General features: G+C 33.6%; 19 protein-coding genes. 12 read left to right on the forward strand and 7 right to left on the reverse strand.

The genetic code is table 11. From position 1 onward, the window contains the following. Positions 1-9: 9 nt before the first annotated feature. Entirely contained in the window at positions 10-5,199 is a 5,190-nt protein-coding gene (locus tag BUA46_RS11865) for a T9SS type B sorting domain-containing protein (protein WP_019388138.1), read from the forward strand. Between the two features lie 86 nt (positions 5,200-5,285). After that, the gene (gene uvrB, locus BUA46_RS11870; protein ID WP_019388137.1) at positions 5,286-7,289 is read left to right on the forward strand and encodes an excinuclease ABC subunit UvrB; all 2,004 of its coding nucleotides are present in this window, start codon (positions 5,286-5,288) and stop codon (positions 7,287-7,289) included. An 86-nt stretch (positions 7,290-7,375) separates the two neighbouring features. On the opposite strand, the gene BUA46_RS11875 is transcribed toward uvrB, so the two are convergent. After that, positions 7,376-7,789, reverse strand: coding sequence for a hypothetical protein (locus BUA46_RS11875; RefSeq protein WP_019388136.1), 414 nt, complete (start codon positions 7,787-7,789; stop codon positions 7,376-7,378). A 372-nt stretch (positions 7,790-8,161) separates the two neighbouring features. On the opposite strand from BUA46_RS11875, the gene BUA46_RS11880 reads away from it, so the two are divergent. After that, positions 8,162-8,515, forward strand: a complete 354-nt coding sequence (locus tag BUA46_RS11880) for a DUF1456 family protein (RefSeq protein WP_019388135.1) — start codon at positions 8,162-8,164, stop codon at positions 8,513-8,515. Positions 8,516-8,568: 53 nt separating this feature from the next. On the opposite strand, the gene sucC is transcribed toward BUA46_RS11880, so the two are convergent. Then, positions 8,569-9,759, reverse strand: a complete 1,191-nt coding sequence (gene sucC / locus BUA46_RS11885) for an ADP-forming succinate--CoA ligase subunit beta (RefSeq protein WP_019388134.1) — start codon at positions 9,757-9,759, stop codon at positions 8,569-8,571. A gap of 190 nt (positions 9,760-9,949) precedes the next feature. On the opposite strand from sucC, the gene lysA reads away from it, so the two are divergent. From lysA to BUA46_RS11925, 8 genes are all read left to right on the forward strand, one after another. After that, positions 9,950-11,185 carry a diaminopimelate decarboxylase gene (gene lysA, locus BUA46_RS11890; protein ID WP_019388133.1) on the forward strand — a complete coding sequence of 412 codons (1,236 nt, stop codon included), beginning with the start codon at positions 9,950-9,952 and terminating at the stop codon, positions 11,183-11,185. 523 nt (positions 11,186-11,708) lie between these two features. Continuing rightward, positions 11,709-12,659: a nuclear transport factor 2 family protein gene (locus BUA46_RS11895; RefSeq protein ID WP_019388132.1), complete on the forward strand. Its 951-nt coding sequence runs from the start codon at positions 11,709-11,711 to the stop codon at positions 12,657-12,659. Positions 12,660-12,757: 98 nt separating this feature from the next. Then, positions 12,758-13,270 carry a RidA family protein gene (locus tag BUA46_RS11900; RefSeq protein WP_019388131.1) on the forward strand — a complete coding sequence of 171 codons (513 nt, stop codon included), beginning with the start codon at positions 12,758-12,760 and terminating at the stop codon, positions 13,268-13,270. A 42-nt stretch (positions 13,271-13,312) separates the two neighbouring features. Continuing rightward, positions 13,313-14,152 carry a nuclear transport factor 2 family protein gene (locus BUA46_RS11905; protein ID WP_026010088.1) on the forward strand — a complete coding sequence of 280 codons (840 nt, stop codon included), beginning with the start codon at positions 13,313-13,315 and terminating at the stop codon, positions 14,150-14,152. A 6-nt stretch (positions 14,153-14,158) separates the two neighbouring features. Continuing rightward, positions 14,159-15,196: a hypothetical protein gene (locus BUA46_RS11910; protein ID WP_019388129.1), complete on the forward strand. Its 1,038-nt coding sequence runs from the start codon at positions 14,159-14,161 to the stop codon at positions 15,194-15,196. 2 nt (positions 15,197-15,198) lie between these two features. Next, entirely contained in the window at positions 15,199-16,614 is a 1,416-nt protein-coding gene (locus BUA46_RS11915; RefSeq protein ID WP_019388128.1) for an MBOAT family O-acyltransferase, read from the forward strand. Positions 16,615-16,631: 17 nt separating this feature from the next. Further along, complete coding sequence (locus BUA46_RS11920) at positions 16,632-17,816, forward strand: acetyltransferase domain-containing protein (RefSeq protein WP_019388127.1); 1,185 nt, start codon at positions 16,632-16,634, stop codon at positions 17,814-17,816. Between the two features lie 10 nt (positions 17,817-17,826). Further along, positions 17,827-19,125 (forward strand): APC family permease, encoded by a 1,299-nt coding sequence (locus BUA46_RS11925; RefSeq protein ID WP_019388126.1) that lies wholly within the window; start codon positions 17,827-17,829, stop codon positions 19,123-19,125. Between the two features lie 14 nt (positions 19,126-19,139). Here the strand turns inward: BUA46_RS11925 and BUA46_RS11930 are convergent, their stop codons facing one another. The 3 genes from BUA46_RS11930 to BUA46_RS11940 all read right to left on the reverse strand — a co-directional run bounded on the left by BUA46_RS11930 (position 19,140) and on the right by BUA46_RS11940 (position 22,193). After that, on the reverse strand, positions 19,140-19,694 hold the full coding sequence (locus BUA46_RS11930) for a hypothetical protein (RefSeq protein WP_019388125.1): 555 nt from the start codon (positions 19,692-19,694) through the stop codon (positions 19,140-19,142). Positions 19,695-19,703: 9 nt separating this feature from the next. Next, the gene (locus BUA46_RS11935; protein WP_019388124.1) at positions 19,704-21,116 is read right to left on the reverse strand and encodes a M20/M25/M40 family metallo-hydrolase; all 1,413 of its coding nucleotides are present in this window, start codon (positions 21,114-21,116) and stop codon (positions 19,704-19,706) included. Between the two features lie 225 nt (positions 21,117-21,341). Further along, positions 21,342-22,193 (reverse strand): PPK2 family polyphosphate kinase, encoded by an 852-nt coding sequence (locus tag BUA46_RS11940; protein ID WP_019388123.1) that lies wholly within the window; start codon positions 22,191-22,193, stop codon positions 21,342-21,344. Between the two features lie 133 nt (positions 22,194-22,326). Here BUA46_RS11940 and BUA46_RS11945 point away from each other — a divergent pair, with 133 nt between their 5' ends. After that, entirely contained in the window at positions 22,327-22,842 is a 516-nt protein-coding gene (locus tag BUA46_RS11945) for a flavodoxin family protein (protein ID WP_019388122.1), read from the forward strand. 19 nt (positions 22,843-22,861) lie between these two features. Here the strand turns inward: BUA46_RS11945 and BUA46_RS11950 are convergent, their stop codons facing one another. Further along, entirely contained in the window at positions 22,862-24,025 is a 1,164-nt protein-coding gene (locus BUA46_RS11950; RefSeq protein WP_019388121.1) for a sigma-54-dependent transcriptional regulator, read from the reverse strand. A gap of 2 nt (positions 24,026-24,027) precedes the next feature. Continuing rightward, positions 24,028-24,933 (reverse strand): DUF6268 family outer membrane beta-barrel protein, encoded by a 906-nt coding sequence (locus tag BUA46_RS11955; protein ID WP_237714670.1) that lies wholly within the window; start codon positions 24,931-24,933, stop codon positions 24,028-24,030. Between the last annotated feature and the right edge of the window lie 2 nt (positions 24,934-24,935).

The raw sequence follows: 24,935 nt of genomic DNA on the forward strand, positions 1-24,935 counted from the left end.
TATTAAAACATGACGAATAATATTATCGTTAAAGGATTTATATTTTGTTTATTAATTCTTTGTAGTATTCGAGGTTATGCACAATTAAGTAAAAAACACTACATACCGCCACTAACGTTTGCAAACTCGGGTAGTTCCACTCCTCAAGACCAGTATATTTACTTATCAACGCCTAGAAACATAGATGTTCCTTATACTATAAAACCAATAGGCCAACCAGAGGCGAATTACATTACGGGCGTAGTAAATAATTCAAACCCTGCAGAAATATCAATAGGATCTGGAGGTAATACACAATTGTTTATACCCTCGCCTTCATCGAGTGTCATAACTACTAATAAAGGATATATAATTGAATCTGAGGATGTAATTTATGTATCAGTTAGAATGAATGCAGGTTCTCAAGCAGGTGCATTAGTAAGTAAAGGACTATCTGCACCAGATACAATTTTTAGAATTGGTAGTTATACGAGTGAAAATCCGCAGGACAACTACCTCAACTTTGTCTCTGTCATGGCCACAGTAGACGATACTAAAGTTAATTTCAGTGATCTTCCAAATGGTATTATCATTCAAAATTACAGTGGACCAATACCCGTGAACGTCACATTGGATGAAGGTGAAAGTTATACCTTGGCCATTAATTGTAATGATACGAGTATAAATACCGATGGATTAATAGGATGTCTGGTGAGTTCAGACAAACCAGTTGTAGTGAATTGCGGTTCTGCCAATGGAAGTTTTGGTACTGGCGGTGCAAGAGATTATGGTATCGATCAAATAGTTGGATTAAGTAAAATTGGTACTGAATATATTTTTGTTAGAGGCGATGGCACAAATGACTGGGAAAACATTTTATTAGTGGCCCATACAAACAACACCTCTATAAATATTAACGGAAATGTTACAGGAGTAACTATTGATGCTGGAGAGTATTATGTAATAGAGGGCAACAACTATAGCAGTAATGGCAACATGTATGTTGAAACTTCCCAACCCGTTTTTGCATATCAAGGGGTTGGAGGACTAAATAACAATGGCTCACCCTCCGAAGCCAACCAAGGTATGTTTTTTGTACCTCCTTTAAGTTGTGAAACTCGAGGTAATTTAGATAATATTGCCAATATAAATAACATTGGATCTACACCTTACGAGGGTGGTATTACAATAGTGACTAAAGCTACCGCAAATGTTACAGTGACGTCTTCTATAACTGGAAATATTAACTTAGGTGCTGTAAATACTGTAACTGGAAAAGCAGATTACATCACTTATAAAATAAAGGGAATAAGTGGCAATATTACAGTTGAAAGTGATGACGAGTTGTATTGTGCATACTTTAACTATAGTGGCGCCGCAACTTCAGGAAGTTTTTATTCAGGTTTTCCATCACCACCAGAAATTAATTTTAACGCAGAATTTGCAACACTAGGAAATTGTATTCCAAATGTAACTTTAGAAGCCGCTAATGCAGAAAACTTTGATAGTTTTAGATGGCTTTTTGATGATGGTAGCGGGTCAGGGTTTATTGATCTTATGGAGCCTACAGCAAGTTTAACACCAAATGCACCTGGCACCTATAAATTAATTGGAATAATTACTTGTACAGGTGAAGAATTAGAGTCTATAGAAATCCCTATAAGTATTTGTCCCGATGATAGGGATGATGACGGTATTATCGATAACGTTGATATTGATAACGATAACGACGGTATACCCGATTGCACAGAATCTCTAGGAAATGTCATTATAAACGTAACTAATCTTAACACGCCTCAGCTGATTTTTCAAGACGCAAGTACCAATAACACCATTGCGAGTGGTGTTCTTATGCAATCAAATAGTAATGGTGGTACTAATACATTTAATGGTAGTACTGCAGGTAAAATTACGAGCACATTAGCGCCAGCTTCATCAGCGGAAAATAACTATAGTATATCATTTACAGAATCTGTCGATGTCAAATTTTTAGAAGATATTTCAGTAGTACATTCCACTATCAACGGTGAATATTTTATAGCCAGAATACTGCCTGTAAATAAAAATATAACACTTGTAGACCCAGATGACAGACTATTAGTAGATTCTAATTTCGACGGTATTTTTGAAACTGGTGTAACTATGCTTTCTGGTTCAGAAATACGATTTAAATTTAATGCATCCCCAAATGGCACAGCACCATATGAGTTTCTTGCGAACCAAGTTGATGGTTTATCATTTGTTCATATTTTAGAAAATGGCAATGCAACATCAACATTTAACGGTATCATCTCCTTATCGTGCTATAAGAAAGATACAGATTTTGATGGAATTAAAGATGCTTTCGATTTAGATAGCGATAATGATGGTATCCCAGATTTTATTGAAAATACAGGAACCTATGTTCCTTTGTCTGGTTTGGATTCTAATAATGACGGATTAGATGATATTTACAATGCTAGTGTAGCCCCATTAGATACTGATGGTGATACCATACCAGATTTTTACGATTTGGATAGTGATAATGATGGGATTACTGATTTGTTTGAAACAGGTGAATTAGGATTGCTTTCCGATACCGATTTAAACGGTATTGTTGATGGCCCAGGTTTTGGAATTAACGGTTGGACAGATTTTGCCGAAACCACACCCGATAGTAATGAAATTGGATATGCACTTAATGATGAAGATAGTGATGGTATTTTTAGTTATATAGATGAAGATAGCGATGGCGATAATTGTACAGATGTTATAGAGGCCGGTTTCTCAGATGGAAATATGGATACTTATTTAGGTGACGGAACTGTTTTAGTAGATTTAGTATCCGATTCTATTACAGGACTAGGATTAGTTACCAATGCCAGCGATGGTTACACGATACCAAATGCAGATTATTTAACCCATAGTCCTATTTCTATAACGCAACAACCTTTAAATCTAGTGGCATGCGAAGCATCAATAGAAAGTTTTATAGTTATATCTCCCGAAGCAGAAGTTTTTCAATGGGAAATTAGTACCAATGGTGGTACTACTTGGGCTTTAATTACTGATGATGCAACTTACTCCGGTTCTCAAACAGATGAGCTAACTATAACTAATATTCAACCTACTTTTAATAATTTTCAATTCCGTGTAAAACTGGATAGAAGTGGGAATAGTTGTGGCATATATTCTGAAGCTGCATTATTAGAAGTCAATGAATTACCGGTTGCAAATAATCCTAGTATTTATAATCAATGTGATGACGATAGTAATGATGGGCAATCCTTTTTCAATTTAACTCAAGACCATATTAAATCTGAAATAAACCCAAATTTTATCACAGAAAATTTAGTTTTTACCTATTTCGAAACTGAACCAGACGCAAACAAAAATACTAACCCGATTTTAGCCCCGGAAGCCTATCAGGATGATTTAGGCTTTACACCAGAAACGATTTGGATAAGAGTTGAAGACTCAAACGGTTGCTATAGAATTGTGCCTTTAACACTCGAGGTAAACCCAAGTAGTGCGGTATTAACAACTTACAATCCACAACCGTTGTTTCAATGTGATGATGGTGTTGATAACCGCGATGGGACTGCCATTTTTGATATGACAGCTATTAAAGATGACATTGAAACCAATGTATTTAATACCATAAACGTTACGACTCATTTTTATGAAAGCATAATTGATGCCGAATTAGAAAATAACGAAATATTGGATGTTGCGAATCACGAAAACACTAACTCTCCCAATATTCAAACAATATGGGTAAGAGTAAAAAGTGATTTAGGTAATAATTGTTTAGGTCTAAAAGAGCTCACGAATATTTTAAATGTTGAAGCCTTACCTGTTGCAAGTCCTGTTGAGTTTGATAGACAATGTGATATTGATATGACTGATACCATTTTAAACTTTCCGTTCGATACTTCACAACTAGAATCCGATATTTTAAATGGCCAAAACCTAGCAGATGTTAACATAACCTATTATACTGAAACGGGCGCTCCACTTTTTTATTCAGATGGCACTCAAGTTGTAAGTCCTATTCAGCCTAATTTTTTAACTGAAAATCAAAATATAATAGTTAGAGTGACTAATAACAACACTCAGGATCCTGATGGTGCTTGTTTCGATGAGACCTTAATTAACTTTATTGTAGATGAACAGCCTGTAATAGTTAATACTATTCCTGCTCAAGTTGAATGCGATGGAAATGCAGGAGATGTTGATGATGATGGTGTTTTTCCGTTTGTAACAACAACATTTTCAAATACTATTTTAGGAAACCAAACGGGTATGAACGTTCGATTTAGTTATATTGATGAAAATAGTGTTACGGTTAACAACAGTCCTACTCTACCCAATCCATTTATTTCCGGAAATCAAACTATTACTGTAGATGTTTTTAACACTATTAACCCAACATGCTCAGTATCAACAACGGTAGATTTTGTGGTAAATCCGTTACCTGAATTTGAAGTAGAAAGCCCAAGATTAGTTTGTTCATCAGACCCAACGTTCTCCATTCAATTGGAGCCTTATGAAGCCAATTCATCAGAAGTTTTTGATTATGAATGGTTTTTTACAAGTTTGGATAATACGGTTTCAAATCAATTTGTTTCAAATAATAGAATAATAACAGTATCAGATCCTGGCATTTATACCATAACATTAACCAAAACCGATGGAACTAACTGTTCTAAATCTAAGGAAATTTATGTAGATGCATCCGAAATCGCAACCATTACTCAGGACGATGTTACAATTGTTGATCTTTCTGAAAACAACTCAGTGACTATAAATACGACACATCTCGGTTTAGGAAATTATCAGTTTGCATTACAAGAAGAAGGTTCAACATTTATTGTTTATCAAGACATTCCTTTCTTTAATAATGTTCGCCCAGGTTTTTACACCATACATGTTTTAGATGATATTTGTGGAGTTTCCACATTAGATATTGCCGTTGTTGGCTATCCTAAATATTTCACACCAAATGGGGATGGCGTTAATGATACTTGGAAAATACAAGGTGTAGATGCTAGATTTCAATCTAACAGCACCGTACTCATTTACGATAGATATGGCAAGCTATTAAAACAGCTAATAGTTGAATATGATGGCTGGGACGGATCTTTTAATGGATCAATTTTACCAACCGATGATTATTGGTTCCAAGTTATTCTTGAAGATGGCAGGCAATTTTCTGGTCACTTTACATTAAAACGATAATTCTAAATTTCACAAGGCTTAAATTCCAAAATCCATCTACTTTAAGTAATTTAGTCAAATAAAATACTTTGGCATTTAAGTGATATATGAAGTTTAAAATTGAATCGGATTTTAGTCCAACTGGCGACCAACCTCAAGCCATAAAACAACTCGTTCAAGGAATCGAATCTAAAGAAAGATACCAAACCTTACTTGGCGTCACAGGTTCTGGAAAAACATTTACTGTTGCTAATGTGATTCAGGAAGTACAAAAACCTACTTTGGTTCTAGCCCATAATAAAACGTTGGCTGCTCAATTATACTCAGAATTCAAACAATTTTTCCCTGATAATGCAGTTGAATATTTTGTTTCATATTACGATTATTACCAACCTGAAGCTTACATTCCTGTTTCTGGAGTTTATATAGAAAAAGACTTATCTATAAATGAGGAAATAGAAAAAATGCGTTTAAGCACTACATCATCGTTACTTTCTGGTAGACGAGATGTGTTGGTAGTAGCATCGGTATCTTGCCTTTATGGTATTGGAAATCCGGTTGAGTTTCAGAAGAATGTAATTACAATAGAAAGAGATCAAGTTATTTCCAGAACAAAATTGTTACATCAACTCGTGCAAAGTTTATATTCAAGAACCGAAGGAGAATTTAATCATGGAAACTTCAGAATAAAAGGCGATACTGTTGATATTTTCCCCAGTTATGCTGATGATGCCTTTAGAATTCATTTTTTTGGTGATGAAATAGAAGATATAGAATCATTCAACATTCAAACCAATCAAGTGGTTGAAAAATATGATAGATTAAACATTTATCCTGCAAACATGTTTGTGACTTCGCCCGAAATCCTTCAAGGGGCGATTAAAGAAATTCAAGACGATTTAGTTAAACAACATGATTATTTTAAAGAAATAGGCAAACATTTAGAAGCCAAAAGACTCAAAGAACGTACAGAATTCGATCTAGAGATGATACGTGAATTAGGGTATTGTTCAGGTATTGAAAACTATTCTCGCTATTTAGATGGCAGACTACCCGGAACTCGTCCTTTCTGTTTATTAGATTATTTTCCAGACGATTATTTAATGGTTGTTGATGAAAGTCATGTTACCATTTCACAAGTACACGCTATGTATGGTGGCGACAGAAGTAGAAAAGAAAATCTAGTGGAATATGGATTTAGGCTACCAGCAGCTATGGACAACAGGCCTTTAAAATTTGAAGAGTTTGAAGCATTGCAAAATCAAGTCATTTACGTGAGTGCAACACCTGCCGATTATGAACTACAAAAAACTGATGGTGTTTATGTAGAACAGGTCATTCGGCCTACAGGTTTACTTGATCCTATAATTGAAGTCCGACCTAGTTTAAACCAAATAGATGATTTAATTGAAGAAATTCAACAACGCGTTGAAAAAGATGAGCGCACTTTAGTAACGACTTTAACCAAACGTATGGCGGAAGAGCTTACTAAATATCTGGATAGAATTCAAATTCGATGCCGATACATCCATAGTGATGTGGATACTTTAGAACGAGTTGAAATTATGCAAGATTTGCGAAAAGGACTTTTTGATGTTTTGGTTGGAGTTAATTTACTTCGTGAAGGTTTAGATTTACCTGAAGTATCGTTAGTGGCTATTCTGGATGCCGATAAAGAAGGCTTTTTACGATCGGCACGTTCATTGACACAAACCGTTGGTAGGGCTGCTAGAAACTTAAATGGAAAAGCCATTATGTATGCCGATAAAATTACCAAAAGCATGCAAAAAACTATTGATGAAACGGAATACAGACGCGAAAAACAAATTGCTTACAATACTAAAAACAACATTACACCAAAGGCTTTAAATAAGAGTTTAGATAACGCACTTTCAAAAAATTCGGTTAGTACATACAGCTATGAACTTGAAGCGCTAAAAGCTGCTGAACCAGAAAGCGAATATTTAAGTAAGGGTGAATTAGAAAAGAAAATCCGTGAAAAACGTAAACTCATGGAAGAAGCTGCTAAAGCTTTAGATTTTAATGTAGCAGCAAAACTTAGAGACGATATTAAAAACTATCGTACAAAATTAGAAAAGCTAAAAGAATAAACTTTTAGCTTTTCGGTAATCTACTCTTGAAAATTATAATCAACACTAAATTATTAGGGTCTTTAGAACTATCTAAAGAGAAACTACTAGTTATACTGCGTCTTAAAAATGTCTATTAAAACATCTGGAGGCACAATTTTATTTGGAAAACTTTCCATTAAATAAAGTACTTTGGTAATTGATTCATGGCTCAGACCCATGCGCAAACCAAAATTATAAAGTTTAATTACTCCAGCAGAGTTATTATCCTCATTATGTTCTTGTTCTATATTCATTAACAAAACCAATCTATGGAATTGAACAATGCGCTCACTATGAGATTTTAAATGTGTATAAGTTACTGGGTTTTCTAACAAATATTCAAAATCTTCTCGAGAGATATCTAACTGTTTTGCAACTCCTAATAAGAAATTATACTCGATTCGCCGAATATCCTTGTCGTATTTCGCGAATGCTATCATTTCTGATAGAAGACTCAATTTTTCTACTCTATTTATCATTATGGAAGGGATCAATTAATTACAATATAAAGTTAAGCAGATACATCTTTTAATAATCGTGGTTATTAGGTAACTTATCGAAAAAGGATAGGTATTTAATCGTAGATTTTGACAATTTCATCAATTATTTAATTTATTATATCCAAAAAAAATGCAATTCAACATTTTTATTATTTACTCAAAAGTTAAAATAAACGAATACAAATTGTTGATTTTCAACATTTTAACTTAATTAAAGATACGCAAAATTAAGTTCTTAAAATAGCAGGATTTTTAGTGTCTCAATTAATAAAGACAAAACGTTAGATTTGAAGTCTGCAAGAATGAAAATCGATGAAATACATGTATCTTTAGACCGTTAAAAGAATTACGATGACAAATAACGATATTTTAAAAAAATTAAGGGTGGCTTTAAAACTTCGCGATGATGATATTGTAAAAATATTAGCACTTGTTGATTTTAGAATATCTAAAAGTGAATTAGGAGCATTTTTCAGAAAAGAAGATCATCCAAAATATATGGAGTGCGGTGATCAAATACTTCGGAATTTTTTAAATGGTCTTGTTATCCACCTTAGAGGACCAATGCCAGACAAAAGAATAGACCAATCCAAAAACGATTCTAGATTGGAAAAAGACCAAGCTTCCGCGAAAGCGATAAACAAAAAACCTAAAAAAAAGAAAAGCTTATTACATTCTAATACAAATAAAAAGAGCATCAAATAATTGATGCTCTTTTTTTATTTCAAATTACAGAATTCCTTTTCTGCAATATGTATTTAAGCTAATACTTCTTGAACTTTATCTGCAGCTTCTTGAAATTCAGTTGCACTTAATACTGCTAAACCAGAATTATCAATTAACTCTTTCGCGATATCTGCATTGGTTCCTTGTAAACGCACTATAATAGGCACATTAATATTACCCATGTTTTTGTATGCATCTATAACACCTTGTGCCACACGATCGCAACGTACAATACCTCCAAAAATATTAATTAGGATAGCTTTAACAGCTGGGTCTTTTAAGATTATTTTAAACGCTGCTTCTACACGAGCTGCATCTGCAGTTCCACCAACATCTAAAAAGTTTGCCGGCTCTCCTCCTGCTTGTTTAATTAAATCCATTGTAGCCATGGCTAAACCTGCACCATTAACCATACAACCTACATTACCATCTAAGTCTACATAGTTTAGTCCTAGTTCACCTGCTTCAACTTCAATAGCGCTTTCTTCACGTACATCACGTAGATCAACATAATTTTTATGTCTGAATAAGGCGTTATCATCTATAGTTACTTTGGCATCAACTGCCATAATTTTATTATCACTCGTTTTTAAAACCGGATTGATTTCAAATAAAGAAGAATCAGATTTTACATAAGCTGTGTATAATGCAGTAACAAATTTCAACATTTCTTTAAATGCTAAACCAGAAAGTCCTAGGTTAAAAGCAATACGTCTTGCTTGAAATGGCAATAAACCAACAGCAGGATCAACTTCTTCAGTAAAAATTAAATGTGGTGTTTGTTCAGCAACAGTTTCAATATCCATTCCACCTTCAGTAGAATACATAATCATATTTCGTCCTGTACCTCTATTTAATAAAACAGACATATAGAATTCATTAGTTTCACTTTCTCCTGGATAATACACATCCTCAGCTACTAACACTTGATGAACACGCTTACCTTGGGCTGAAGTTTGTGGAGTTACCAAATCCATGCCTATAATTTTTCCAGCAATTTCTTCAACTTCTTTAAGATTTTTAGCTAGCTTAACACCGCCACCTTTTCCACGTCCACCAGCATGAACTTGAGCTTTAATAACGTGCCAACTTGTGCCAGTTTCGCTTGTTAGTTGTTTTGCTGCAGCCACAGCTTCTTGAGCATTTTGGGCTACAATTCCGCGTTGTATACGCACTCCAAAAGTGCTTAATATTTCTTTACCTTGGTATTCGTGTAAGTTCATAATTTAACTTCTGTTTTAAGATTCACAAATGTATATAATAGCGTTTACTTACCCTAATATTTAATTACGAAAACTTGAATAATATTAATTATTGTTAAATAATTAACATTATGTTTAATTTTAAAAATTTTTTATTTATTTATTTTTTTTTTCACTCAAAGAAATATCTTTGACAAAAATTAGAAGTACTATGTTAGATAATCAGTTGCTTAAAATTGCACAAGATTTTGGAAGTCCAGTTTATGTTTATGATGCTGGTAAAATTGAAAGTCAGTATAAAAGACTCACCAATGCCTTTAAAGATGTTAAGAAGTTAAAACTTAATTATGCCGTTAAAGCTTTGTCAAACATTTCTATTTTAAAGCTTTTTAAGTCGCTTGGATCTGGTATTGACACGGTTTCAATTCAGGAAGTTCAATTAGGTTTGGCTGCTGGTTTTTCGCCAGACCAAATTATTTACACTCCTAATGGCGTATCATTAGATGAAATTGAAGAAGCTGCAAAATTAGGTGTTAAAATTAATATTGATAATCTATCTATACTAGAACAATTTGGGACAAAACACCCTAAAATTCCAGTTTGTATTAGAATTAACCCACACGTTATGGCAGGTGGAAATGCCAATATTTCGGTTGGACATATCGATTCAAAATTTGGGATTTCAATACACCAAATACCACATATACTAAGAATAGTAGAAAATACCAAAATGAATATTAATGGTATACATATGCATACTGGTAGTGATATATTAGATATTGAAGTGTTTTTATATGCTAGTGAAATTCTATTTGACACGGCAAAACAATTTAAAAATTTAGATTTCATCGATTTTGGTTCTGGTTTTAAAGTACCTTATAAACCAGGAGATATAGAAACCAATATTGAAGAATTAGGCAAAAAATTAACGGCAAGATTTAATGCATTCTGTAAAGAATACGGTAAAGAATTAACCTTAGCTTTTGAACCTGGAAAATTCTTAGTCAGTGAATCTGGTTACTTTTTAACTAAGGTGAATGCGGTTAAACAAACAACCTCAACAGTATTTGCTCAAGTAGATTCTGGATTTAATCATTTAATTAGACCCATGTTTTACGGCTCTCATCATGAAATCTCTAACATTTCTAACCCGAAAGGACGCGAACGTTTTTACACTGTAGTTGGCTATATCTGCGAAACAGATACTTTTGGTAACAACAGACGAATTAATGAAATTAATGAAGGTGATATTTTAAGTTTTAAAAATGCTGGGGCTTATTGTTTCTCCATGGCGAGTAATTACAATTCAAGATTCAGACCTGCTGAAGTATTATGGTATAATGGTAAAGCGCATCTTATTAGAAAAAGAGAAACTTTTGAAAACATTCTGAACAACCAAATTGAAGTTGATTTTTCTACAAAAATCGAAAAACAACTTGTAAAATAGTTTATCATATTTTATTATCATAATAACTAAAATGCTTAACAAATGTTAAGCATTTTTTTATTATTCATTACTTTTAATGAAAATCTATCAATTAATTTGTTAATATTCAATATTTTACTTAATATTATAACACTTTTCCCTAAGTCTTTAATTGATTCTTAATTAATATAAAGACAACAATGAAGACAAAGTTCTCATTAGCCATTAATTCATCGCTCTGGATTAAAAGGCATTTACTTTTCGCAAAAGCAGCTCCCTTCACTATTTTTTAATAGTAAGAACTTTCGTAATAACCAATTTTAACCCATTTAAAATGAAAGTGACAAAACTTTGCACCCGAAGTATAACTCTAGCTGTAGTTTTATTAAAGTGTCTTATTGACAATCCTAGCGTTGTTTATCATATTGAATTGGCTAAAATTCAATTAATCATTCAATTTAAACATACAAAACCAACTTTGAATCAGTACTCAATTTAAGTATTGAATTAACTCTATTAACAAATAACTTAAAACCAAGAAAAAATGAAAACTAAAACATTATTACCAATTCTCGCTTTTCTTTTAAGCATCACGAGCATTTATGCTCAAAAAAAATCAAACGGTACTGTTTATATTGATCATCCAGCAATTGTAACAGTTGAAGCCATGACAAAAGCATTTGTTGCAGGCGATTCTACAAAAGTGGCTAGCTATTTAGCAGATGACTTTAAAGTTTATAATGGTGTAAGCACAGCCACAAAACAAAAAGGTCGAGACAAGGCTTCGTTTGCAGGAGGCGCCATTGGCTGGAACAAAGCTTTAGATTATTTTTCAATAGTACGTACTAAAGGTGCATATCCAGACGCTATTGAATACAAAAAAGACAACGACAAGGACGTAGTTTGGGTACAAACCTGGGAAGACATTAAAGGTGTTCACAAAAAAACTGGAGTAAAAGTTAATATGCCCATGCACAGACTTTATGTTGTGAATAAAGACAATAAAATACAAACTCTTATAAATTATACTAACCAAAGTGTTTTCGACGAGATTGGAGCTAGCTATGGAAATAGAACGAATGGCACAATTTACAATCATCATGATAATATCAACACGGTTCGTAACGCTTTTTATGCTTTCGAACAATCAGATTTAGACAAATGCTTAAGTTATTTTAGTGATGATGCTACTTTCAGCACTATTCATCAGAAATTCGGGGAATCGGACAATAAAACCGAAGCAAGAGCAAACTGGCAACAATTCTTAGATAATTTTGAAATTGTAAGTCTTGATATGATAGGATACCCAGATTATTTAGAATATGAAATGAGTAACGGTCGTGAGGTGCTTTCATGGTGGAATTATCATTTGATACGCAAATCTGATAAAAAAGAATTAGAAGTACCTCTTCATGCAAGTAGCAGTTTTGATAAAGATGGTAAAATTACGTCACACATGATTTATTACAGTCAAGCTTTACTAAATGCGAAGTAAGCTTCATACTATACCAAAAGACAGCCAAACCGTATTGGCTGTCTTTTAGTTTTTTCCCTTTAACGAAACTCGTTATCATAAATCAAACCATTTAAATAATGAAAACAACACAAAAACTAAAATTAGGTTTGTTATCAATCATTCTTTGCACGATTTTCTTAGGATGCAACCAAACCAAACAAGAGGAAATTAAAGAAGTTGAAGTAGTTGAAACAACGCCTGAAGGACCGGATTACTTTCTTCTTCGTCCAGAAGTTGAAAAAGCTTACGGCTATTCGCACGCTGTTAAAATTGGAAATGACATTAAAATATCTGGAGCCGTAAGTATGGATGACGAAGGAAACCCCACAGCAATTGGGGATATAGAACAGCAAATGAAAAACTGTTATTCCGATTTGGAGAAAATCTTAAAACATTATGGTTGCACTTTTGATGATGTGATTGTAGAAAATGTTTTTACCACAAACATGCCCAAGTTTCTCGAAGTTGCAGGATATAGAAATGAAATTTACAAAGGAAGATTCCCAACAGGCTCCTGGTTGGGTGTAAAAGAATTGGCTATTTCCGAATTTATGATTGAAATTGAATTAGAAGCACATAAAGCCAAATAACAAATTATCACTAAAACTATTAACCAACCAAAAATTAAAATCATGAGAAATCTTAAAAACATACTGCTATTATTTGTTGTCTCAATCAGCGCACCGAGTTCATTTTATGTACATGCTCAAAATGTGGACGTAGAAAGAATGCACCAACAATATATCACGTTGATAGATACTGAGAATCTAGACTTTATAGATGCCTTGTATACTAATGATGCCTCAATTAAAAATACAGACGGTAGTATGGTATCTGGTTTAGATGCCATAAAAGCTCAATATGGTGCCACATTTAATGCTGGAAAATATAATATTACCTTAAAAACGATTGATGAAACGGTGTTAAAAAAAGGATTTATGTTTGTGAGTGGCTCTTTTGTATTTAGTAAAATTGATGAACCAAAAGTTGTACAAAGTGGGCAATTTGTAAACACATTAAAAAAGGTAAAGGGCAATTGGAAAATTTTTAAAAGCTATCGCTATGCCATACCTCAAAAAAATGCAGCCATAGTTGATGCAATGTATAAGGCATTTTCAGAAGGCGATATTCCGGCAGTATTAAGCCGGTTTGATTCTAAAATAGTCTGGAATGAAGCAGAAAGTAATAAAATGGCAGATGGTAATCCTTACATTGGTCCAGATGCTGTTTTAAACGGTGTTTTTGCACGTGTTGGTGAAGACCATGAATATTTTAAACTCGCTGATATTACATTGCATGAAATGAGCAATAATAAAGTTTTGGCAACATTGCGCTATGATGCCAAATATAAAGAAAGTGGTAAAACTTATAATGCACAGGCAGCTCACCTCTGGACAATAAATGACGGAAAAGTAATTGCTTTTCAGCAATACGTAGATACCAAAAAACTCGCCGAAGCAGAAAAAAAATAAACCGTCATGCAATTAAAACAATCACTCATAATTGCAGTAACTATTGGATTTCTATCAGTAACTGCATGGGAGCTTTATTGGCGCTCTCAAGGTCATCACCCAAATATCGACGATAATAAAAACCTTTGGGCGAATCAAAGAGCGAAATTAGAAAATAGCCAAGAAAACACAGTAGCTATTATAGGTTCTTCCAGGATTTTATATGATTTACAATTAGATATTTGGAAAACAGAAACCAACACCGACCCAGTTATGTTAGCCACACAAGGGGCATCGCCTATTCCTGTTTTTAAAGATATTGTAGATAATACCGATTTTAGTGGAACACTCTTAGTAGGCGTTACACCTCCGTTACTATTCGCTACAACATATCCTGAAGCGGAGTTTATGAAGCGATCTCAAACACTTGTTGATTACTATTATAATAGAACCTACGCACAACGTATTAATCACAAATTATCGGTTCCGCTTCAAAAAAGTTTGGCATTTATTCGTGATGGTGATGAAAATTGGGATTCTGATGTGGATTTAAAAACACTACTAAAAAATTTAAATCCAGACGAACGTGGAGGCCCAATTTATCCGCCCTTCAACAATTTTGAAGACATTACTTTAGAAAGGCATATGAAAATGACCAAACGAATGGAAAACGACACAGCATATGCCAACACCGTAAAAAAAGTATGGACCGCTATTTTATCGGGCGACCATCCACCACCAGATAAAGATGGAACAATTGCTGCATTTTCTGAATTAGCTAAGAAATTCAAAGCAAGAGGTGGCAACCTCATTTTAATAAGGTGCCCGTCATCAGGTCTTTTTCAAATGGTTGAAAGTAAAGGGTTTCCGAGAGAAGCGTTTTGGAACGTCCTTGTTGAACAATCGGGAGCGAAAGCTTATAATTACCTTGACTACCCACAGTTTCAAAATTTATTTTTACCAGAATGGTCTCATTTAGCTTTAAAAGATGCTCAGTTTTTTACCAGAGAGCTTATTAAAATTATGAAATCTGATGGCGCTTTAACTAACTATAATACCAATTAATTATGTTATTTAATTCATTAAGCTTCGTAGTGTTTTTGGTTATAGTTTTAGCACTTTATTATTTAAAACTATTTAGTTGGACTGGAAAAAAGAGAATGCTCCTTTTGGCGAGTTACGTCTTTTATGGCTTATGGAATCCGCCATTAGTTATTTTACTTTGGATTTCTACGGTTGTAGACTGGACGGCAGGTAAAAAGCTTGCTGTCGAGGAGAATCAAAAGAAACGAAAAATGTGGTTAATGCTTAGCATGTTTGTTAATCTTGGATTTTTAGCATTTTTTAAATATGGCGATTTTATACTTGAAAACTTTGTCGCTCTTATGAATGCTTTTGGGGTAGATTTTCAGGCGCGACCAATGGATATTATTTTACCAATGGGTATTTCCTTTTACACGTTTCAAACCATGTCTTATACCATCGACATGTATAAGAGAAAAATTGAACCAGCTAGAACTTTTCTAGATTTCGCATTATACGTTACCTTTTTTCCTCAATTGGTTGCAGGACCAATTGTTAGAGCAAAAGAATTAATCTCTCAGTTTTACGAAGAAAAGAAAGCAACGACTAATCAATTTATTTGGGGTTTGTTTTTATTAACCATCGGCTTGTTTCAAAAAGTAGTAATGGCTGATACCTTATTGGCTGATACCTCAGATACCGTTTTTGGTGCTGGAAAAATACTCAATGGTGTTGATGCTTGGATCGGAACCATTGCTTTTTCAGGACAAATATTTTTCGATTTTGCAGGCTACTCAACCTGTGCAATAGGAATCGCTTTAATGTTAGGAATCATTCTACCAGACAACTTTAGATACCCTTATGCATCGCTTGGATTTTCTGACTTATGGAAACGTTGGCACATTTCATTATCATCATGGTTAAAAGATTATTTATACATACCATTAGGAGGAAATCGACATGGAATTACTAGAATGTATGTAGCGCTGATGTTAACTATGTTTTTAGGCGGTTTATGGCACGGAGCAGCTTGGACTTTTATTGTTTGGGGCGGTTTACATGGCACCTATTTAATTTTAGAACGACTGCAACAGCAATATTTACCATTTAAAATAACCAAATGGAATGGTATTTTTTTAGCATTCATCACGTTTTCATGCGTTAATATTACATGGGTGTTTTTTAGAGCTAGAGAATTTGAAACCGCTTGGAACATGATAAAATCTATGTTTTATTTAAACCAAGATGGTGCCAAAATTCTTCAATCATTCGATATAATGAAAGTATCAATAGTTATAAGTCTTTTATTTTTATGCCATTGGATCATGCGAAATACTTCAATGAAAGAAGTATCTTTAAAAACACCAACGTGGGTATTGGGTGTTGTTTGGGCAATCATGTTTTTTTTAATCGTTATTGCACAAGGCAGCGGCGAACAATTTATTTATTTTCAATTTTAAACACTTAAATTAGTTGCATGAGTATCATAAAATCAACCCGAATTGAATCTATTGATGTATTAAGAGGTGTTGTCATGGTAATTATGGCGCTAGATCATGTTAGAGATTATTTTCATTATGGAGCGTTTTTTAACGACCCAACCAATCTTGAAACAACAACACCATTCTTGTTTTTTACTAGATTTATAACACACTATTGCGCACCGGTTTTTATATTCTTAGCAGGGACTTCTGCATTTTTATATGGTAGTAAAAAATCAAAGTCCCAACTTTTTAAATTCCTTTTTACAAGAGGGTTGTGGTTAGTTTTTTTAGAGATTGTTTTAAACAATTTATTTTGGTGGTTTAATATTAATTATGAATTTATTGCGCTTCAAGTTATTTGGGCTATAGGCCTATGTATGATACTTTTATCTTTTCTTATTTACCTCCCAAAAAAACTACTGTTACTGATTGGTGTAATTTTAATTGCATGCCATAATTTGTTAGATGGAATTGTGCTTCAAGGCAAAAGTTTTACGTCTATCTTATGGTATATATTGCACCAATTTCAATTTGTAAGTTTTGAGAATGGCAGAATGATAGCCTTTGTTTATCCCATAATTCCGTGGGTCGGATTAATAAGTTTGGGTTATTGCTTTGGAACGTTTTATAACAAAGATTTTGATGCTACTTTAAGAAAAAAATGGTTACTACGCCTAGGTCTTGGAGCTATTCTTTTATTTTTTGTTATAAGAGGGTTAAATGTTTATGGAGATTTAGTCCCATGGACAGAACAGGCCACCACTACAAATACTATTTTATCATTTTTTAAAGTAACCAAATACCCACCTTCCCTTTCGTTTTTGTTAATTACCATAGGACCTGCACTTTTATTTTTATATGGTATAGAACGTGTGAAAAATAAAATTACCGACTTCTTACTAGTCTTTGGACGTGTGCCCTTCTTTTTTTACTTCATACATGTCCTTGTTATTCACGTTTTGGCCATAATAGGTATGCTTATTTTTGGCGGTAATTGGAAAAACATGATTATTACTGTAGATGTTTTTAATAACGCAAAGCTTCTAGACTACGGTTATTCACTATTTGTGGTATATTTAGTTTGGATTGGAGTTATTGCACTCCTATATTTTCCGAGCAAAAAATACATGATTTACAAAGCTAATAATAAAGACAAATGGTGGTTAAGCTATTTATAATAAGGAAACTATGATTCAAAAAGAAGAAGGATTAAAAAGGCGAGTTGGTGTATTAGGCTTATCAGCAAACATCGTTAATATTATAATTGGGTCTGGTATATTTGTACTTCCTGCCATTGTAGCCAGCTATATGGGAGCTTCAAGCATCATTGCTTACCTTTTTTGCGGCTTATTAATGGCAATGATAATGCTTTGCTTTGCAGAAGCAGGCAGTAAAGTGACCAACACTGGCGGTCCTTATACGTATATAGAAACCGCGTTTGGAGATTATGCCGGTTTTATTGCAGGCTTTTTTGCCATTGGAAGTAATTTGTTTGCAGATGCGGCAGTATCCAATGCTTTAGTTAATGTTATTGGTTCTGCATACCCGATTTTCGCAGAAGGTTTACCTCGGTTTGTGTTCCTTTTTATATTGTTTTATGGCATGGTGTACATAAATGTTATTGGCCTGAAACAAGGTATTGGCTTAGTGAAATTTAACACACTAATGAAACTCATACCACTACTACTTCTTATTGTTATCGGTTTTAAAGATGTTTCAATAAGTAATTTATATTTTGAAAATATGCCAAGTATTAAAACGCTTGGTGAAACATCGCTTATATTATTTTTTGCCTTTCAAGGGTGTGAAACTGGTATTATTGTTGGTGGTGAGGTTATCAATCCTAAACGTACAATTCCTAGAGCTATCTTAATAAGTATTACAACAGTAGTTGTTGTCTATGTATTAATTCAAACGGTTTCTCAAGGTGTTATGGGAACTGATTTACCAAATTTTAAGGCTGCACCTTTAGCCGAAACCGCTAAGGTGGTTATGGGTTCTTTTGGGTATACGCTGTTAATTATTGGTGCCGTTATTTCTATGTTTGGTTATATGAGTGGCACTATATTAAATAGCCCAAGAATAGTTTACGCCCTTTCAAGAGATAACGTTATACCTATAAAAGCATTATCTAAAATTCACAAATCATTTGCAACCCCCTATGTCGCCATAATTGTATATGCAACCATCGGCTTCATTTTAGCCATATCTGGGAGTTTCGAACAACTTGCAGTTATTGCCAGTAGTTCTATGCTAATCCTATATTTAGGAGTAGCATTGTCTGTAATCAAATTACGTAAATCTGAAAAAGATTCTTATGAAGGTTTTAAAATTCCTGGAGGTTGGACCGTACCAATTGTAGCTATTGCCACTATTCTGTATTTTTTATCAAATCTATCAACAAATGAAATGGCAGTAACTGGAATAGTCATCTCAATTTTAAGCTTAATCTTTTTTATTATGAGATTTATTAGAAGAAAAGGATAAAAAAGAAGAACTCACTATTCTCTTAACTTTCCAGAGAACACACTAACTTTAGAATTAAACGGATTACCAGAAGCACGTCTCAACATAACTACTTGTCCGCAATGCCACAGCGCATCTGAAATTGGCCCATTTATAAGATTCCAAAACGGGAATTTTTCATTATCGAATTTTGATAAATCATTTGTTCCTCTTAGTAATTCTGAAGCCTTTTGAAAGTTTAGCAATGTTTGCTTTCTTTGTTCTTGAAACGTCATGTCTTCAGCTTCCAAAGCTTTAAAATCTGAAGAAATTGATTTTAAAATAAAATTAGAAAGTCCAAATATATGAGCAATGGTTTCTTTTGAAGTTCGTCCCGATTCACTCGGTTTATAGTTTAAATCCTCAGGCTTTAAACCTTCAGTAGCCCAATAATATCTAAATCCTAACCCATCAACCATTCTTGAAGCCACTGTTCCAGGAGTATAAGTTTCAGCGTAATCTGGTATTTGATAAAAGGGTAGTTTTTCTTCGTTCTGAGCCATAACAAAGGTGTTTAAAATTAAGACTAAAATGATGGGTAATTTTTTCATTTAGTTAAACTAATCTTTTATTGGCGCCGCATTAGCAATCGGGTTTACGCCATATTTATCGAACAAGTATACCAAAGCGGTCATGGTAGCTGCACCCAACTCTAACTCCCGTTTATTAACCGCATCAAAGGTATCGTTACTTGCATGATGATGGTCAAAGTAGCGCTGGGAGTCTGGACGCAATCCTGCCAACACGTTGGTTTCTGTTTTAAGCGGACCAACATCGGCACCGCTTCCACCCTTTTCAAAATAATGAATAAGATAAGGCTTGAATAAAGGTTGCCAACTTAACACTTGATTAAAAGCAGCATCGTTACAATCAAAACTAAACCCACGTGGAGTAAAACCACCTGAATCACTTTCAAGTGCGAATACATGGTTTTCACCCTTTTGTTTGGCCACCTCAGCATATTTTCTTCCACCTCGTAAACCATTTTCTTCATTCATAAACAAAACTACTCGAATGCTGCGCTTTGGTGTTATTCCTGATTCCTTTAAAAGCCTCAGTACGTCCATAGATTGTACAACACCCGCACCATCGTCGTGTGAGCCATCACCTAAATCCCATGAATCTAAATGACCACCAACAACTATATATTCATTAGGGTATTCGCTTCCTGTTATTTCTCCAATAACATTATAAGACTGCACATCATTAAGTTGTTTGCAGTTTTGTTTGAAGTAAAATTTAATGTTCTTGTTTAGCTTTAGCATGGTACTTAATAATTCGGCATCATTGGTGCTAATTGCGGCAGATGGAATACGTCTATCTACAGGTAAGTTATCGTAAGTCATACTTCCGGTATGAGGCAAATCATCCATTCGTAAATTCATAGAACGTACAATAACCCCAATTGCTCCATATTTAATGGTCTCGGCAGCCCCTTTATAACGTTGATTTACACAACCACCGTATGCTTCAAATGTATTTACTAAATCGGCTTTCATGGGACGGTTATAGAACACAATTTTACCTTCAATATTTTCGGCTCCCAAAGCGTTTAACTCTTCAAAATTTTTCACTTCAACAACTTCGGCTTTTAAACCTAAAGCTGGTGTAGCTACTGAGCCACCTAAAGCACAAATATTCACATTGGTTGTTTTTCCTGGTTCACTTTCAATATAGGCGTACTCTTTAGAACCTCGAACCCATTTAGGAACCATGACAGGTTGCAACCATACTTTGTCTAATCCCAGTTTATCAAGCTCTTCTTTTGTATATTCAACAGCTCTTTCGGCTCCTAAAGACCCTGATAAACGGCTACCAATTTGATTGGATAAATGATTTAACCAAGCATAACTTTTACCGTTGGTCAAGGATTGTTTATAAATGGTTTTTAGAACATCCTCATCGGTTTGTGCATTAAAATTTAATGTTGAAATGACTGTGACGATAAGTAGAATAAATTTTAAAATTTTCATTGATTTGGAATATTATTTTAAACAATGCTTGGTATGACATTTTCACTACGATCTGATATCAATTTTATCTTTGCTAAAGATACTATTAATTGAAATCTGAAAACTAAAACTGAACTTAAATTTGTGTTAATACCATGCATTAATTGCATTAACGCTTATACGGTTTGAATTATGCGAATATAAATCTGTAGATTAGTTAAAAGGTATAAAAACTACCTAATAAACTTATTCATTATTAAGTTGCTGTTTATACATTTCGATATTGGCTTTTATATCGTCGTCAAGTTCGGGTTCTTTTATATTATTGTATGTTTTTAAGGTATCCAACATAATTTTTGCCACCAAATAACGAGCAGTCGGTTTATCGTCGGCAGGAATAGTAAACCAAGGCGCATGAGGCTTTGAGGTTCTATTGATAGCGTCTTCATAACAGTTTTGGTATTTATCCCATAGCTTGCGTTCTTTTAAATCACCTGGTGAGAATTTCCAGTTTTTTTCTTGTTTACGCAAACGACGCAAAAGTCTATTTTTTTGTTCAGCTTTAGATAGGTTTAAGAAGAATTTAAAAATGATAGTTCCGTTTTCTGCAATGTGTTTTTCGAAGTTATTTATTTGCTCGAAACGCTTATTCCAAAAAGCATCGTTAACATCTTCTACACTTTCTACTCCCGGAATATTTTCACCCATAATGTAATACGGATGCACCCGAGTTACTAATACATTTTCGTAGTGCGTTCTATTAAAAACACCAAACTTACCACGTGCCGGAAGCGCGATGTAATGCCTCCATAAATAGTCGTGTTTTAACTCTAATTCTGTAGGCACTTTAAAACTATGAACTACAACACCTCTAGCATTAAAGTCTTTAAAAACCTCTCGAATTAAACTGTCTTTACCCGCTGTATCCATACCTTGTAAACATACCAATACTGAATATTTACCGTGTGCGTAAAGTGTGTCTTGAAGTTTTCCTAATTCTTTTCTAAGTTTTTTAAGTTGCTTTTCAGCATCGTCTATAACAACTTTGGTTTGTGTGTTTTTTAAAGAAATGTTTGAGGTTACTTTGTAATCGTTCATAAAATTTTTAATTAACTGGATTTAAATATATAAAAATGCTATCGATTTTCTCATGCATAGCATTATTAGTTTCTATTTAAAAACGATAATTCAAGGACATAAAAGTTGTTATTTTGTTATAATGAATTGAATTATGAATAAAACTGTTATTATACAAGGTAGCTCTAGAAGTGAGGGAGACACTAGCAAAATAGTGAATTATCTCGCTAGTAAAAATCATTTTGATGTTATTGATTTGAACACAAAAACAATTGGACATTATGATTATGATTATAAGAATGAAGATGACGATTTCATAGATTTAATCACCAACATTATAAACACATATGATACCATCATTTTTGCAACACCTGTATATTGGTACAGTATGAGCGGCTTACTAAAAGTTTTTTTTGATAGAATTTCTGATTTGATAAGGGTGCATAAAAATACAGGTAGAAAATTACGGGGTAAAAACATGGCAATGATTAGCATTAATAATCATGATGATTTAGTTGAAGGATTTAACATGCCGTTTGTGCAGTCTGCTAAATATTTAGGGATGCATTATTTGGGTGATATCCATACCTATGTTGAAGACAATAGGATACCCGATGTTATAAAAAAAAGAATCGATGATTTTGCTAAACATATTAAAGGGGTCTTATAAAAATAAGACCTCTTTTGATTTATTTAGAAGCAAATAACTTAACATCCTGTTCGCTAACTTCGTTACCTCCAAGAATAATTAAGCGTTCTATAACATTACGAAGTTCTCGAATATTCCCTGTCCAATCATACTCTTGTAAAAGTTTAATTGCTTTATCTGAAAACGTCTTTTTAGTTGTCCCTTGCTCGTTGGCTATTTTTTCTGAGAAATGATCTACTAGCAACGGAATATCATCTCGTCTCTCATTTAAAGCTGGAACTTTAATTAAAATAACGGCGAGTCTGTGATATAAATCTTCACGGAAATTACCCTCCTCTATTTCCTTTTTTAAATTCTTGTTTGTGGCTGCAATTACTCGAACATCAACTTTAATATCCTTATCGCTTCCAACACGTTGCACTCTACTTTCTTGAAGTGCCCTTAATACTTTAGCTTGGGCCGAAAGGCTCATGTCGCCAATTTCATCTAGAAAAATAGTTCCTCCATTAGCCGCTTCAAATTTTCCTGCACGATCCTTATTAGCACTCGTAAAGGCTCCTTTTACATGCCCGAACAATTCACTTTCAATTAATTCACTTGGAATAGCAGCACAGTTTACTTCAATTAAACTACCTTTTGCACGTTCACTTTTTTCGTGTAGCCAATGTGCTACTAATTCTTTACCAGTTCCATTTGGCCCTGTTATTAATACACGTGCATCAGTTGGTGCTACTTTATCGATAATTTCTTTAATCTGAGAAATGGCCTCACTTTCGCCAATCATTTCATACTTTTTACTTACCTTCTTTTTTAGAATTTTGTTTTCTACAACTAATTCCTTTCTATCTAAAGCATTTCTAACCGTGTTTAACAATCTGTTTAAATCTGGTGGTTTTGAGATATAATCAAAAGCCCCTAGTCGCATCGTGTTTACTGCAGTATCTAAATCGCCATGACCAGAAATCATAACAATAGGAATTTCAGGTTTAATTTTTTTAACTGCTTCTAACACCTCAACACCATCCATTTTAGGCATTTTGATATCGCAGAGAATTAAATCGAAATCATCATTTTTTATTTTTTCTATACCAGACAATCCATCTTCTGCTTCGTCCACAGAATATGCTTCATTTTCTTCAGATAGTATTTTAACTAGCACGCGTCTTATAGCTGCTTCATCTTCAATAACTAGTATTTTTGCCATATTTATATTTTAAATTTTAAACCTGTTCTTAAATAAAATGCATTCACATCGTTCAATTTAAAAACTTCATCTCTATTTTTATTTCGTAATACATTATTCAATCTAAACGTATATCCTGTATACATATAAGCCACTAAATGTTTTGTAAAGCAATATTCATACCCAAGTCCGCCAATGGCAACAGATAATGAAATATGATCTACATTTTCACCATTTATTGTAGTAGGTTCTTGTAAATGTGCCAAATAGCCATCTAACCCAACAAACGCTTGTAAGTTGTTTTCTTTGTTAAAGGTATATTTAATATTAGACTTTGGTACGCCTAAATTAAAACTCCATTGCTCATTCACCTCTCTAAAATAACTTACAAAGGGTAGCGGAAAAGGAATCCCTGTTGTTGCATTGTAAGTTAATCCTAAAATTAAACGGTATGGACGTTTTAAACTTTCATCTTTAGTTCTGTCGTTTAAAACAAAAACACCTCCATTCATGAAATAATCATCGGAGTTTAAAGTCTTTGAAAGTGTTGATGCAATTCTAGGATTAAACTTCACACCAAACCGCCAGTTTTCATTCCATTTAAAAGTATAACCAAGGTTTAAATCTATTACATGAATTTTATTTAAACTCGATGTTTCAAACGGATAACTATCTTCTAAGTTAAGTAATATTCGATTATATTCCGCGCCAACAATAAGATAAGAGTCGTTTTTTAATTCTATAGGGTAATTTAAAAGTGCTCGTAATCGGGTGTATTGATCTTCAGATTTACTTTGAGGTATAAACGAATACTCTAGCCTCGCCAAATCAGTAAGTTGAGCAGTTGTAACCTGAAAAGATAAGAACATAGATATCACTACAAATCTTGCTTTTAGCTTTAATTTATAATCTAATTTGCAATTAATCAATT

This window comes from Algibacter luteus (assembly GCF_900141715.1).
Lineage (GTDB): Bacteria > Bacteroidota > Bacteroidia > Flavobacteriales > Flavobacteriaceae > Arenitalea > Arenitalea lutea.